We start from the raw sequence: 14,166 nt of genomic DNA on the forward strand, positions 1-14,166 counted from the left end.
ATGCCCATATGGCTGGAAGTCATTTTTAGAACGCTGTCCTCTGCCGTAATTCTCTTTATATTGACCCGATTGCTCGGCAAGAGGCAGATTTCGCAATTGTCATTCTTTGAGTATATTACGGGGATCACGATCGGGAGCATCACGGCTTATCTCTCGCTGGACGTAGACACCCATTGGTATTTGGGCATTGTTTCGATGGTGGTCTGGTTTCTCGTTTCACTGGGCATCGAGTATATTCAAATCAAGAGCAAAAAGGCCCGCGACTGGATTGAAAGCAAGTCCACGATTCTTATCAAAGAAGGCAAAGTGTTGGAGGACAATCTGAAGAAAGAGAAGCTGACCAACGACGAACTGCTCGAGCAACTGAGAAAGAAGAATGTGTTCGACGCCGCACAGGTGGAATTTGCGCTGATCGAACCCGACGGAAGTATCAACATGCAGTTAAAAAAAGAGCATCAGCCACTCACCCCCTCCGACCTGGGAATGAAACCTCCGTCCTCACCCGAACCGAAAACCGTCATTATGGACGGAAAGATCTTGGATGATCAGTTAGCGGCTAGCGGGAAGGAACGGCCGTGGCTTTTTGAGCAGTTGAAGCAACAAGGCATATCCCCGGAGCAGGTTAACCTGTGCCAAATCCAGGGAAACGGACAATTGTACATCGATTTGTTTGAGGATCACATCCAATCCTCGGATGTGCCGGATAAATAAAAAGACCCCACCTTCGTAAAAGTGGGATCGATCTTTAACCTTGTAAGGTCGTTGCTTCTTATATCTATTCTACGATTTCCGCCGTATCGCCAGTGCTGGCACCGGCAGCGTTCGCTTCATCCGTGTCGATGTGCATGTCTAATGCAAACGAATCCGAAACGCGGGCAATCACGTTCTCAAGGACGAGACCCCGCTCTCCGCCCAAACGCACTTTGAGCAATTGCTTGTCGGCGATGCCCCATTTCTCGGCATCGGAGGTATGGAAGTGAATATGACGCGCCGCCACGATCACGCCTTGTTCGAGTTCGATTTCACCGGCAGGGCCTTTCACTTTGATTCCCGGAGTTCCTTCAATATTCCCCGACTCCCGAACAGGCGCTTTCACGCCGATGGCAAACGAGTCCGTGCGGGAAATTTCCAATTGGGATGCGGAACGAGCCGGCCCCAAAATTCGAACCTTGTCGAATTGTCCCTTCGGTCCGATGACCGCAACCGTTTCATTTGCCGCGAATTGTCCGGGTTGGGACAGCGGTTTGAATTCGGTAAGCTGATAACCGGCTCCGAACAAAGCCTCGATATGCTCTTGAGTCAGATGGATATGACGTGCCGATACGCCGACTGGTACAGTTTTGCTCATGTTTAAAACACTCCTCGTATATTCTCTATATCGATGACGATTCACATCGTTACCCATTATACACCTATTTCAAACAAAAACAAAAAGATGTCCGCAGTAGACGGACATCTTTTTTGCGCTTATACGAATTCTGCAACAAGATTGTCAAACTCGCTCTTCTCCAAAGCGAGGGACTGATGGGCCAGCGGTTCGGGCTTGAACCCGTGCACCATGTTCTCATAGCTCTTCTTTTCTTTGTTCTGGTAAATGAGTCCGGTGATCATACTGCCCGTTTCCATCAGCTTCGCCATCGCCATGGCGCGGTTGCTCGGATCATAATCCGGAATCGTATCCAGGTTGATGATATTCTCTTTGAACCAGTCATAGGTGTTCACTTTGTTGAAAGTGACGCAAGGGCTGAATACATTGATCAAAGAGAATCCTTCATGCTGAATCCCCTGCTCGATCAGGGAGGTCAACTGCTTCAGATCGCTCGAGAACGATTGGGCCACAAAGGTCGCTCCGGAGGCCAGCGCGATTTCGAGCGGCGAAAGCGTGGATTCCACCGAACCTTCCGGCGTACTCTTCGTTTTGAAGCCTTCTCCGCTGCGGGGAGAAGTTTGGCCTTTGGTCAACCCGTAGATTTGGTTATCCATAACGATATAGGTGATGTTGATATTGCGGCGGATCGCATGGACGGTATGGCCCATCCCGATCGCAAATCCGTCTCCGTCGCCACCGGAAGCGATCACCGTCAAATCGCGGTTCGCCAGCTTAACCCCTTGGGCGATCGGAAGAGCGCGGCCATGGATGCCGTGAAGGCCGTAAGCGTTAATGTAACCGGAGATGCGGCCGGAGCAGCCGATCCCCGAAATAACAGCCAGATTCTCCGGCTCGAGCCCTACCGCTGCAGCCGCGCGCTGGATTGCCGCCTGGATGGAGAAATCGCCGCATCCCGGACACCAGTTTGGTTTGATGTTATTGCGGAACTCTTTAAAGGTTGCCATTCTTCACCAACTCCTCCTGTGCTTTGTTGCCGGCTGCATTTTTGCATCGTTCGAACACTTCTGCTGGAAGGAACGGATTCCCGTCGTATTTCAAGAGATTTATGATTTTGTCGTGGTGTCCGACATTCAATTTAATCAGATTGGCCAGTTGACCCGTGGCGTTGTTTTCAATGACCACGATTTTCTTGGCCTTCTCCATCTGCTCCCGGACCTCGTCAACCGGGAAAGGATGTAGCAGACGGATCGTCATATGGTTCGATGTGATGCCTTCGCCGTTCAGGCGCAAACGAGCTTGGTCGATCGTTCCGCCCGTCGAACCCATCCCTACGATCAACAGATCCGGCTCGGCATGCGGCGCATGCAGGTGGATCGGATTCTCCACTTCCAGCTTCGCCAGCTTGCGAAGGCGTTTATCCATCATCTTCTTCCGGTTGATCGGACTTTCCGACGGACGTCCGGCTTCATCGTGTTCGACGCCGGTCACATGGTGAATCCCGTTCTTCTCTCCGGGGAGAACCCGAGGGGAGATTCCGTTCTCCGTAAAGGCGTAGCGGTTGAACATGCTGGAATCCTCGCGATCCGGGATATCCTTGACGATATATCCGCGGTCGATTTGAACCTTGTCAAAATCGAGCAATTCACAGGACTGCTTGCCTAGCGACAACTGCAGATCCGTAGCCAAAATGACCGGAACCTGATATTTGTCCGCGAGATTAAACGCTTGAACCGTATCGTAGAAACACTCCTCAATGGAGCTTGGAGCCAGCACGATTTTCGGAATTTCCCCGTGCGTGCCGTAAATGAGCGCGCTGATATCGCTCTGCTCCTGCTTCGTCGGAAGCCCCGTACTCGGGCCGCCGCGCTGCGTATCCACAATCACGACCGGAATTTCCGTCATCCCCGCCAGACCGATGGCTTCCATCATCAGCGAGAGCCCCGGTCCGGCCGAAGCGGTCATCGTGCGTACGCCCGCATAGCTGGAACCGATCGCCATCGTAATGGCCGCAATTTCATCTTCCGTTTGGACTACCGTGCCGCCGAATTTCGGCAGCTTCTTGATCAGATATTCCATAATTTCCGAAGCCGGAGTGATCGGATAGGCGCTCATGATTCGGCATCCCGCCGCCACGGCCCCTAAGCCGATCGCATCGTTGCCGATCATAAACAGCTTCTGCTTGCCGTCGGCCGGCTCCAGCTTAAATTCCTCCAGCGGCCCGCCCGCGAGTTCAAGAACATAATCCGCACCGCGCTTAACCGCTTCGATGTTCTTCTCGACGATGGCCGGGCCTTTTCGGCCGAACTCTTCCTCAACCGCTTTATTGAATACTTCGAGCGGCAATCCCAGGAGAGCCCAGGATGCCCCGGAAGCAACCATATTTTTCATCAATGAAGTGCCCAGCTCTTCCGCGATGCTCGTAATCGGAACCGCAAACAGCTTCGCATCCGTTCCTTCCGGAACGACCGGATTAAATTTGGCGTCCGCCACAATCACCCCGCCGCTGCGGAGCTCATGCGCGTTCAGATCGATACTTTCCTGGTCGAAAGCGACTAAAATGTCCAAGTCGTCGGAAATCGCGCGAATCGGCTTGGTGCTGATCCGGATTTTATTATTCGTATGTCCGCCTTTAATACGGGAAGAGAAATGCCGATAACCGTACAGATAATAACCCAACCGGTTTAAGGCCGTCGAAAAAATCCGGTCAGTACTTTCAACGCCTTCACCTTGCTGTCCACCGATCTTCCAAGACAATTGACTAATCAAGATCGCCCACCCCTTTAATGTATCGCACCTTAATTTAGCGAATAGTAGTGCTAACAGAATGAAAACCTATGAGAGATCGTATAGAAATCCCTGATATTTGTGAACATTCTGTTTCAGAGTCATGTCAATTTTATGTCTCCGGAGTGTAAAAAGCAAGCGTTTTCTACCCTTTTTCGTATAGTAGTTTTCGATGAAATCAATCTCGTTATTGGATTAATTAAAGCGCTTACTTATTTTGAGGGAGCCACTTCTTTAAAAACGTCCGCCCGTTCCCGGACAACCACCCATTTACCAGTTTTTCTGGATAGTGTTTTAAAAGGAGATTAGCAAATTCCCCCAGCTGGCCGGCATGGTTCAAACCTTCGATATGGGCATCGATGCCGTCGAAATCCGAGCCCAGCATCAGGATGTTCTCCCCACCCAGGCTGCAAATATGATCGATGTGCGGCAAAAGATCGGACGCGTTCACTTGAGGCGCCTTCTTAACAAACCAGGGGACAAAGGTTAACCCGATTCTTCCCTCCAGGGAGAGGATCGCTTCTATTTGATCGTCCCGCAGGTTCCTCACATGCGAACAGACGCTGTAGGCGTTGGAATGGGAAGCCAGGAAGGGGATGCCGGCCTTTTCCGCCAATTCGGCCATTTCCCAAAATCCTTTTACCGACAGATGCGACACATCGAGGATGATCCCCAACCTGTGGCAAGCTTTAACGAGTTCCACCCCTTGGGGCGTGAGGCCTCCTCCACGGGGCTCCAGAATACCGTCGGCCGCCCAATTGCCGAAATTCCACGTCAGCCCGAGAAGCCGTACACCTCGTTCGTAGCAGAGCTGCAGGTAATGCATATTGGCTTCCAGACCATCCGCCCCTTCCAGCGAGAGTAGCGCTCCAAGCTGCCCCGATCCTTCCACCTTATCGAGGTCATCCGCCGAGAGTAATGGAACCAGGCCGGCGGGCACGACCTTTTGCCGAAAGATATCGATCTGATTCAGAATGGATTCAAATCTCGGCTTTCCCGCTTTTTCGGATAAAAAGATCGCAAAACACTGCGCTTTCACGCCGCCCTGTCCCATGCGCGCAACATTTACGTCCAGACGGTCGTCTTCGAGAAAGTCCAAACTCTCGTCCATTTGCATCTTGCTAAGGACATCGCAATGAAAATCCCAAATTTCCGGTTTCATCCGCTTCCCTCCGCCCCTATGATTCTATTACCCCTTTTGTCCGAACCCATGCAAAAAAACCTGTCTACTTGAACGTAAACAGGCATCATTCGCATCTATTCTTGTTTTATCTAGGTTCTACAATCAGTTTAATCGCGGTTCGATCTTCACCGTCGATGACGATATCCGTAAAGGCCGGGATGCAAATCAAATCGACGCCGCTAGGCGCCACAAATCCCCGGGCAATCGCTACCGCTTTAATGGCTTGGTTCAGTGCACCCGCTCCAATGGCCTGAAGTTCAGCAGCGCCACGTTCTCTTAATACTCCAGCAAGCGCACCGGCGACGGAGTTAGGATTGGATTTTGCTGAAACTTTTAATACTTCCATGGTAAGTACCTCCTGGGAATAATGGTTTGATTGATCCCACTACTTAGAAGATATTCGGGGGAATTCAAAAAATTCCTTCTTTTTTCCCAGGGTTACTACGACGGAATCAGCTCATGATCCACTCATCTTCCAGCAGGCGTATCTTTTGGATGCTTTTAGCCCGACCCGTCGATTCGTCGAGTTCCACGAAGCATCCATGAAACTGCCACTTGCCCTCACATACCTGAAACCGAACCGGCAATTGGGTCGTGAACTTCCGCAATACGGCCGTTCTCTCCATCCCCAAAATCCCTTCCCGGGAACCGACCATCCCCGCATCCGTGAGATAGGCCGTTCCTTGCGGCAAAATGGTATCATCATTGCTCTGCACATGAGTATGGGTCCCTACGACCAGCGACACACGCCCGTCCAAATGCCAGCCCATCGCAATTTTCTCGGAGGTCGCTTCCGCATGGAAATCAACCAAGATGCACTTCGTTTTCTTGGACAAGCTCCCCACGATTTCGTCCGCCATCCGGAACGGATCTTCGAGCGGAGGCAGGAAGGTGCGTCCCATCAAATTGACAAGGGCCAGCTCTTTTCCATTCGCCTTGATGACCGTATACCCCTGCCCTGGCGTTCCGGGCGGATAATTCGCGGGCCGCACCATACGCGCTTCATCATCGATAAAATCAAAGATTTCTTTATTGTCCCAGGTGTGGTTCCCCATCGTCAGGCCGTGAATGCCCAGCTCAAAAAACTCCTTGGCAATTTTGGCCGTGATCCCCCGTCCGGAAGCGGCGTTTTCTCCATTTGCGATAATGATATCCGGGTTATATTTTGATTTAAGGTGAGGCAGCGTCTCTTTGAGGGCTTTTCGCCCCGTATTCCCTACGATATCGCCGATAAACAGAACTTTAATGGTATTTCCTCCTCTGTCTTCGTATACTCGTTAGAATGAAAAAGCGGCCCGCAGGGGGCCACTTTTCAGCATAACCTTTACTTGGCGTATTCAACCGCCCGCGTCTCGCGAATCACGGTAACCTTGATATGTCCCGGATAATCCAGTTCACTCTCAATGGTCTTCGTAATGTCTCTCGCCAGGCGGAACGCTTCCGCGTCATCGATCTTCTCAGGCTGCACCATAACGCGAACCTCGCGGCCCGCTTGAATGGCAAAGGATTTCTCCACGCCTTCGAACGATTCGGATATTTCCTCCAGCTTCTCCAAACGCCGGATATACGTTTCCAGCGTTTCCCGGCGCGCGCCTGGTCTTGCCGCCGACAGGGCGTCAGCCGCACCGACCAACATGGCGATGACCGAGGTCGCTTCGCAATCCCCGTGATGGGAGGCGATACTGTTGATGACAACCGGATGCTCTTTGTATTTCTTAGCCAGTTCCACGCCGATTTCGACATGAGATCCTTCCACTTCATGATCAAGCGCTTTACCGATATCGTGAAGCAACCCGGCGCGTTTGGCGAGCGTAATATCTTCACCAAGCTCTCCGGCCATCAAACCGGCCAGATAAGCCACCTCCATGGAGTGCTTCAACACATTCTGTCCGTAGCTTGTCCGGAACTTCAGACGACCCAGGATTTTGATCAAATCCGGATGCAAGGCATGCACGCCCACCTCAAAGGTGGCCTGCTCCCCGTATTCACGAATCCGTTCGTCGACTTCACGGCGGGATTTCTCCACCATCTCTTCGATCCGGGCCGGATGAATTCTGCCGTCCGCCACCAGTTTCTCCAGTGCCGTGCGCGCAATTTCCCGACGAATCGGATCAAAGCCCGACAAAATAACAGCTTCCGGCGTATCGTCGATGATCAGGTCGATCCCCGTGAGGGTTTCCAGCGCCCGGATATTCCGGCCCTCCCGGCCGATGATCCGTCCCTTCATTTCCTCATTCGGCAACGTAACAACCGAGACCGTCGTCTCCGCAACGTGATCCGCCGCGCAGCGTTGAATGGCCAGCGTAATGATTTCGCGCGATTTCTTATCCGCTTCTTCCTTCGCTTGCTGTTCGATATCCTTGATCATCTGAGCCGTTTCATGGCGGACTTCCTGCTCCACATTGTTCAAAATAATGGTGCGGGCATCCTCCATCGTCAAATTCGAAATCCGTTCAAGTTCCTGAACCTGACTTTTGTAAATCTGATCAATTTGCTGCTGGGTTTCTTCAATTCGTTTCTCTTTGCCGGCCACTTGCTCTTCTTTACGTTCCAGCGATTCCAATTTTTTATCCAGCGACTCTTCTTTTTGCAACAATCGTCTTTCTTGTCGTTGAATTTCATTCCGACGTTCACGAATGTCTTTATCAGCTTCGGTTCTCAGCTTATGGACTTCGTCCTTCGCTTCCAGAACCGTTTCCTTTTTCAGTGCTTCCGCGTCTTTCCTGGCATTTTCCAGGATTAAGGTCGCGTCTTTCTCCGCACTGGAAATTTTAGCTTCCACAAGAGATTTGCGAATAAAATACCCGATCCCGAACCCAAAGAATAAAGCGGCTGCAACGAGAACGATCCAGATTCCTGCATTCATCTGTTCACCTCCTCGTTGTTTCCTCCAAGGCATTCCTTGGGATGTTTGCAGTTGTAATTTTCTCAATCATCATCATACAAAGAATTCATTACAGGCCGGTTAGGCAAAGCTCTCCATGTGTGAATGATGCATACTCCGCAACAGCCACAAACGGAATATTGGCCTTCATGTTTGAAAAAATGAATCCATCCCGGGCCCCGAATTTTTGGAAGGAAAAAAAGGTCCCGACAAAAATAGATTCATGTTCATTTTATTATTTGGCGAAAGATATTGTCAAGCGAATGTCACATTCCTCGTCCCGTTTAGATATCTTCCCATTCCTCTTCTTCGGACATCCCGTCACCCTGGGCAAGCTCGCGGACTACCCTCGAAACCAAAGAGCCGGAAAACCCCCGCCGCAGCAAAAACACCCCGGTCTTCCGCTTCCTGTCGGCCGTCTCGCCCGTGGATGTCCGCCATTTCTTGACGGCCAATTCCTTGGCGCTCGCGTATTCATCCTCTTCGCTGACAGCGCCGAGGGCGTCCTCGATCAGCGGCTTGGATATCCCTTTCTGGCGCAGTTCTTGCTTGACCCACATCTTTCCCTTGCCGCGGTTGCGGACACGCTGTCCGGCCCATTCCTGGGCGTATGCGGCATCGTTCAACAGCCCTTCTTCCATCAGTCGGCCAACGACCCCGGCGACGGTCTCTTCGTTCCATCCCTTTTCGCCTAATCGGAGGGTCATTTCGTAAGCCGTCCGGGGCTTCCGGCCGAGATATTGAAGCGCATCCGCATAGGCGCGCTGCCTTTCATCGGCGAGGACGATCTCTTCCAGCTCGCTTTTGGTAAAAACCGCGCCCTTGATCATCCTGTATTTAATCATGACATCTTCATGGACTTCCAGCGCGTAAGGACCGAACGATATCCGGTAACGGAATTTGGGACGTTTCAGCAGCAATACGGAAGTAATCGTCAGCTCGGTGTCCTCCGGAAAACGATCGATGCCGCCTGCTTCCGATAGGGAACCATCACGCCCCCTGGTGGTCGGTCCCTCCGAACGGCGGCCTTTGGCTTCTTCCCAAAATCCTTCCTCCGAGATGTCTACAATTTCCCCCGCTTCTTCCTTCTCCCGGCTTTGGGGATGTCGGTTTCCCCCTCCGCCCCAGCGTCTCTGCATCTTCTGTTCGGCCCCCTAATCCAAGGTGAATTCTGCATATTAAAGAAAAACGCCCTGTCCCGGTAGGTTCCGGTCCCAGGGCGCTTCATCAGCAAACGTGTATTATTCTTCGAAAAGCGCCTGCTCTTCCTGTGCTTCAGCTTCCAAATCACCGGACGAAGCAGGAGCCACCGTGGTCGTCAGGTTGCTGGCTTCACGAATCTTCTGTTCGATCACATCGGCGATTTCCGAGTGCTCTTTAAGATATTGCTTCGCGTTCTCGCGCCCTTGACCCAAGCGTTCGCCCGCATAGGAATACCATGCGCCGCTCTTGTCCACAATATCCAGCTCTACGCCGATATCGATAATGCTGCCTTCCTTGGAAATCCCCTCACCATACATAATATCGATTTCCGCCTGTTTAAAAGGAGGCGCGACTTTATTCTTGACGACTTTAACCCGTGTACGGTTACCTACCATGTCATTGCCCATCTTGATCGTTTCCACCCGGCGTACATCAAGACGGACCGTCGAATAGAACTTGAGGGCACGGCCGCCCGGTGTGGTCTCAGGGTTCCCGAACATAACGCCAACCTTCTCACGCAACTGGTTGATGAAAATCGCAATCGTCTTTGATTTGCTGATCGCACCGGACAATTTGCGGAGAGCCTGGGACATGAGGCGGGCTTGAAGACCGACATGGGAGTCCCCCATTTCGCCTTCGATTTCAGCCTTAGGAACCAACGCGGCTACGGAGTCAATAACGATAATATCCACCGCACCGCTTCGCACGAGAGCTTCGGCGATTTCGAGGGCTTGTTCGCCCGTATCCGGCTGGGACAACAGCAACTCGTCGATGTTTACGCCAAGCTTGTTGGCGTAGGAAGGATCGAGCGCATGCTCCGCATCGATGAACGCGGCTTGTCCGCCGATTTTCTGAACTTCGGCGATCGCATGAAGCGCCACCGTCGTCTTACCGGAAGATTCCGGTCCGTATACTTCGATGATCCGGCCGCGAGGAAGTCCTCCCGTACCGAGTGCTATATCTAATGCCAACGATCCGCTAGGAACGATTTCCACCTGCATATGGGTGGATTCTCCCAGCTTCATGATCGAACCTTTACCGAATTGTTTTTCTATTTGACGAAGCGCCATTTCCAGCGCAGCACGACGATCTGACAATCAGCTCACATCCTTAAATATAATTATAAAGGAATTCTTCTTACATTTATAATTGTACCTTGTTTTGGAACGTTTGCCAAGCGTTTTTTCGAACATACATTCGTAATTTTTTCGAACCCCCTTTCCATCCGCATGGTTAACCTTTATTTTCTAAATCGAGCGGCATCGCAAGGCATTCGGAGTTTTCATCATCCGCTTAAAGACTGAAAACAAAAAAAAAACCGCAGCAAAACTAATCAGTTTGCTACGGTTCTTCCGTAAGTCCATTATATATCCCCGATCAGCGAATGGCAAGGGGATGCCCGACTGAAAATCCCGGCTTACTTCGCAGCCTGTTCGGCTTTTAGCCGCTTCCAAAGGTGGTACAGCACCGTCTTGGCCGAACGCAAGCGGATCGTCTCGCGATTCCCCTTCAGGTTAAGCTCGTAAACCTCGGTTTCGCCGCCGCGGCGGGAAATACCGATATAGACGAGGCCTACCGGCTTGCGCTCCGAGTATCCCGGCCCAGCCACCCCTGTAATCGACAGACCGAAATCGGTGTCAACGATCATCCGCACCTGTTCCGCCAGCACCTGGGCGGTTTCCGCGCTGACGGCGCCGGGAGCGTTCTCGCCCTCAAGCAGGTCGTGCGGAACGTTCAGCAGCTTCTCCTTCATCGCATTGGAATAGCAGACGATGCCGCCGAGAAATACCGTGGCGCTGCCCGGGATACTGGTGATGGACTGCATCAGCAGCCCGCCCGTGCAGCTCTCGGCCGCGCTTACCGTCAATCCCATTTCGGTCATCATATCCACGATGGTTTTTTCGATCGGTACATCTTCATTCGCATAGAGGTGGTCGGGCAGGCGCGCGGCAATCTCAGCTTCGAGCTTATCCAGCTTCGCCATGGCCTCGCTCTCCGTGCGCGCTTTGGTGGAGATGCGCACCGTCACTTCGCTCTCCTTGGCATAAGGAGCGAGCGTTGGGTCCGTTTGATTCTCCACCAAATCCATCAGCCTGGTCTCAAGCCCGGATTCTCCAATCCCGGCGAACTTCAGCATTTTGGAATACAGCGGCTCCTCCTGCGTCAGCACATGCTGCAGCAGCCATGGCTTGGCCTGCCGTTCGAACATCGGCTTCAGCTCCGACGGAGGCCCCGGCAGCAAAATGTAGAACTTCCCTTCATGCGCGATGGCGTTGCCGACGGCAAGGCCCGTTTCGTTCGGCAGCGGAGTTCCCCCGTCGACGACCAGCGCCTGACGCCGGTTGTTCTCCGTCATCGGGATGCCCCGTCCCTCAAAAAACCGGTCCACATGGTCCATCGCCATCCGGTCGATATGCAGCGATCTGCCCAATACCGCGGCGACCGCATCCTTCGTCAGGTCGTCCTGGGTCGGGCCGAGCCCGCCGGTTAAAATCAGCAGGTCCGCCCGTTCCAGCGCGGTACGGATCGCTTGGGAAAGCCGGTTCAAATTATCGCCGACCACGGTCTGATAATATACGTCTATCCCGAGAGCGGCCAACTCCCGGGACAAATACTGCGCGTTCGTATTTACGATTTGACCGAGCAGGAGCTCGGTCCCGACTGCGATGATTTCTGCTTTCATTCGTCATATCTCCTTCGGGAGGGTAGCTGTCCGTTTACATCTTGGAAAAATTGAGCACATTTTTGTTCTTCACAAAATAATCGATACCCGAGTAAATCGTAATGAGCGCCGCGAGCCAGATGGCGACCTCGTCAAACGGGAAATGAATCCATTCGAAGGGAAAATTGTTCAGCAACAGCGCCGAAATGGCGACGATTTGCGTAATCGTCTTCGCTTTTCCCCAATTGCTGGCGGCGATTACCGAACCTTCAAGCAGCGCAACCTCGCGAAGGCCCGTCACCGCAAACTCCCGGCTGATGATGACCACGGCAATCCAGGCGTCGCACTTGCCCATCGCCACCAGAGAGATGAGCACGGCCGCAACGAGCAGTTTGTCCGCCAGCGGATCCAGCAGTTTCCCCAGATTCGTCACTAAGTTGTGTTTGCGGGCGATATACCCGTCGATGCCGTCGGTGCTGGCGGCCACGATGAACAGAATCGCCCCGATCAGTTGATTCAGCGGAAGCGAGAAAGACCCGATCTTTAGCTCATAAGCCAACCACTCAACATCGAGAAGCAAAAACAACAGCATCAGCGGGATCATAAAAATCCGGGCCAGTGTAATCCGATTCGGCAGATTCACGAGACAGCCTCCCCTGACAGATCATATTCATAAGCGTGCGTAATGCGCACTTTGGTGATTTCCCCGATACCGGAGGAATAATTGGTTACGTAGACCTCCCCGTCGATTTCCGGGGCGTCGTATTGGGAGCGTCCCACAAAGACGTCGCTACGTCCGTCATAACGTTCCACCAACACATCGAGAACCTTGCCGACGTATTTGCCGCTGTTTTCGTTCGCGACCTCGCGTTGAATTTCCATCAGCGTATTGGCCCGCCATTCTTTGACTTCCTCGTCAATCTGGCCCGGCAAACGCGAAGCGGGAGTGTCCTCCTCCTTGGAGTATGTAAATACGCCCAATCTGTCAAATTTAATCTCGCGGACGAAATCGCACAAGGCATTGAACTCCTCTTCGGTCTCCCCGGGGAATCCGACAATCAGAGAAGTACGGAGCGATACCCCCGGAATTCTGTCTCTGATTTTGGCGATCAACTCCCGGATATCGCGATTCCGGCCTGGCCGGCGCATCCGCTTCAATACGGTATCTTCACTATGCTGCAGCGGCATATCCACATACTTGCAAATTTTCGGATTGGAGGCGATCGTCTCGATCAGCTCGTCCGTAAAAAAACCGGGATAAGCATAATGCAACCGAACCCACTCGATTCCCGGCACTTCACTCACCCGGTTCATCAACTCCGCCAATTTGTATTCCCCGTAAAGATCCGTTCCGTAATTGGTGGAATCCTGGGCAATCAGGCTGACTTCCTTCACGCCCTGCTCGGCGAGTTGCTGCACTTCGGCCAATATCGATTCCATAGACCGGCTGCGGAATTTCCCGCGCATCATGGGTATGCTGCAAAACGTGCAGTTGTTATCGCAACCCTCGGCTATTTTGACATAGGTCGTATGCCGTGCCGTGGACAGCTTCCGCGGCAAGCTCTCCTCATAATTAAACACAGGATTTCCGACTTGAATCGGCTTTTTTCCTTTCAGAGCTTCGTCCACGATTTGATTGATATTATAAAAATCTCCCGTTCCGACGATCCCGTCGATTTCCGGCATTTCCTCCATCAACGCCTGCTTGTAACGCTGTGTCAGACAGCCGGATACGATCAGCGCTTTCAGCTTCGCCGTCTCCTTTAATTCCGCAAGGTCCAGAATCGTATTCACGGATTCTTCTTTGGCGGCATCGATAAAACCGCAGGTATTGACGATGATCACCGTGGCGTCCTCCGGCTGTTCCACCAAACGATATCCCCGCGCATCGATCAACCCCGACATGATCTCCGAGTCAACGAGATTCTTCTCACAGCCCAGTGTAACGATTTTCACTTTTTCCGTCATGAGTTCGATCCCCCATTGCTATAGCGCCATACTGCCGTTAATTTCCGTTGATTAAAACCTAATTAAGTATAATATTTAAGCATTAGCCCTGTCAAAATGATGAAAAAGTCCCGCGCTGCACCCGGAGGTTGCGGCGAGAGACTTTGAGCGCA

13 protein-coding genes are annotated in these 14,166 nt (G+C 52.3%); 1 reads left to right on the forward strand and 12 read right to left on the reverse strand.

Annotated features, from left to right (window positions below):
* Window positions 1-711: a DUF421 domain-containing protein gene (locus FRY98_RS00880; protein WP_148449761.1), complete on the forward strand. Its 711-nt coding sequence runs from the start codon at window positions 1-3 to the stop codon at window positions 709-711.
* A 64-nt stretch (window positions 712-775) separates the two neighbouring features.
* Here the strand turns inward: FRY98_RS00880 and pduL are convergent, their stop codons facing one another.
* The 12 genes from pduL to rimO form a co-directional block, all read right to left on the reverse strand.
* Window positions 776-1,348: a phosphate propanoyltransferase gene (gene pduL / locus FRY98_RS00885; RefSeq protein ID WP_148449762.1), complete on the reverse strand. Its 573-nt coding sequence runs from the start codon at window positions 1,346-1,348 to the stop codon at window positions 776-778.
* A 119-nt stretch (window positions 1,349-1,467) separates the two neighbouring features.
* On the reverse strand, window positions 1,468-2,334 hold the full coding sequence (locus FRY98_RS00890) for a 2-oxoacid:ferredoxin oxidoreductase subunit beta (protein WP_148449763.1): 867 nt from the start codon (window positions 2,332-2,334) through the stop codon (window positions 1,468-1,470).
* Complete coding sequence (locus tag FRY98_RS00895; RefSeq protein WP_148449764.1) at window positions 2,321-4,096, reverse strand: 2-oxoacid:acceptor oxidoreductase subunit alpha; 1,776 nt, start codon at window positions 4,094-4,096, stop codon at window positions 2,321-2,323. Before FRY98_RS00895 ends, FRY98_RS00890 begins: the two co-directional genes overlap by 14 nt.
* A 226-nt stretch (window positions 4,097-4,322) precedes the next feature.
* Window positions 4,323-5,276 (reverse strand): dipeptidase, encoded by a 954-nt coding sequence (locus FRY98_RS00900; protein ID WP_148449765.1) that lies wholly within the window; start codon window positions 5,274-5,276, stop codon window positions 4,323-4,325.
* Window positions 5,277-5,382: 106 nt separating this feature from the next.
* Window positions 5,383-5,643, reverse strand: coding sequence for a stage V sporulation protein S (locus tag FRY98_RS00905; protein WP_006286829.1), 261 nt, complete (start codon window positions 5,641-5,643; stop codon window positions 5,383-5,385).
* 106 nt (window positions 5,644-5,749) lie between these two features.
* Window positions 5,750-6,544, reverse strand: a complete 795-nt coding sequence (locus tag FRY98_RS00910; protein WP_148449766.1) for a TIGR00282 family metallophosphoesterase — start codon at window positions 6,542-6,544, stop codon at window positions 5,750-5,752.
* A gap of 77 nt (window positions 6,545-6,621) precedes the next feature.
* Entirely contained in the window at window positions 6,622-8,163 is a 1,542-nt protein-coding gene (gene rny, locus FRY98_RS00915) for a ribonuclease Y (RefSeq protein WP_148449767.1), read from the reverse strand.
* Between the two features lie 302 nt (window positions 8,164-8,465).
* Window positions 8,466-9,320: a regulatory protein RecX gene (locus FRY98_RS00920; RefSeq protein WP_148449768.1), complete on the reverse strand. Its 855-nt coding sequence runs from the start codon at window positions 9,318-9,320 to the stop codon at window positions 8,466-8,468.
* A gap of 102 nt (window positions 9,321-9,422) precedes the next feature.
* Entirely contained in the window at window positions 9,423-10,481 is a 1,059-nt protein-coding gene (gene recA / locus FRY98_RS00925) for a recombinase RecA (protein ID WP_148449769.1), read from the reverse strand.
* 320 nt (window positions 10,482-10,801) lie between these two features.
* The gene (locus FRY98_RS00930) at window positions 10,802-12,067 is read right to left on the reverse strand and encodes a competence/damage-inducible protein A (protein WP_148449770.1); all 1,266 of its coding nucleotides are present in this window, start codon (window positions 12,065-12,067) and stop codon (window positions 10,802-10,804) included.
* Window positions 12,068-12,101: 34 nt separating this feature from the next.
* Window positions 12,102-12,689 carry a CDP-diacylglycerol--glycerol-3-phosphate 3-phosphatidyltransferase gene (pgsA, locus tag FRY98_RS00935; protein ID WP_148449771.1) on the reverse strand — a complete coding sequence of 196 codons (588 nt, stop codon included), beginning with the start codon at window positions 12,687-12,689 and terminating at the stop codon, window positions 12,102-12,104.
* Entirely contained in the window at window positions 12,686-14,014 is a 1,329-nt protein-coding gene (rimO, locus tag FRY98_RS00940) for a 30S ribosomal protein S12 methylthiotransferase RimO (protein WP_148449772.1), read from the reverse strand. The genes pgsA and rimO overlap by 4 nt, the downstream gene beginning before the upstream one ends.
* Between the last annotated feature and the right edge of the window lie 152 nt (window positions 14,015-14,166).

Source organism: Paenibacillus faecis (genome assembly GCF_008084145.1).
Lineage (GTDB): Bacteria > Bacillota > Bacilli > Paenibacillales > Paenibacillaceae > Fontibacillus > Fontibacillus faecis.